Here is a 721-nt window from a genome sequence, read left to right as displayed (position 1 = left end):
CCGGTGCGGCGCAGGCTGCGGGGCATGGCCACGGGCATGGTCATGGACGGCCTGCGAAGCGGTACTCGTTCACGGTGATGGGCACGACCGACCTGCATGGGAACGTCTTCAACTGGGACTACTTCACGGACAAGGAGTACGACGACTCCGCCCACAACGACATCGGTCTGGCGAAGATCTCGACGCTGGTGGATCAGGTGCGCCGGGAGAAGGGGCGTCGGAACACGCTGCTGATCGACGCCGGTGACACGATCCAGGGCACCCAGTTGTCGTACTACTACGCGAAGGTCGATCCGATCACGGCGCGGCGTGGTCCGGTGCATCCGATGGCGCGGGCGATGAACGCGATCGGTTACGACGCGGCGGCGCTCGGGAACCACGAGTTCAATTACGGCATTCCGGTGCTGCGGAAATTCGAGGAGCAGTGCGATTTCCCGCTGCTGGGGGCGAATGCGCTGGATGCGAAGACGTTGCGGCCGGCGTTCGCCCCGTATGTCATCAAGCGGATGCACACGCCGTGCGGGCGTGATGTGCGAGTGGCCGTGCTCGGGCTGACGAATCCTGGCATCGCGATCTGGGACAAGGCGAATGTGGGCGGGAAGATGGTGTTCCCGGGTCTGGAGGAGCAGGCGGCGAAGTGGGTGCCGAAGCTGCGGTCGATGGGTGCGGACGTGGTGATCGTCTCCGCGCATTCGGGTTCTTCGGGGACGTCCTCGTGGGG

Annotated in this window: 1 protein-coding gene; it reads left to right on the top strand. The window is 65.0% G+C overall.

The features are described from left to right. On the top strand, nucleotides 1-721 hold a 721-nt coding region (locus B7L92_RS38955; RefSeq protein WP_255311382.1), incomplete at both ends, for a metallophosphoesterase.

This window comes from Streptomyces viridosporus (assembly GCF_002078235.1).
In the GTDB taxonomy this organism is placed as follows: Bacteria; Actinomycetota; Actinomycetes; order Streptomycetales; family Streptomycetaceae; genus Streptomyces; species Streptomyces viridosporus.
Note: the sequence above shows the minus strand (reverse complement) of the source record. Positions and strands in the feature narration are given on the sequence as shown.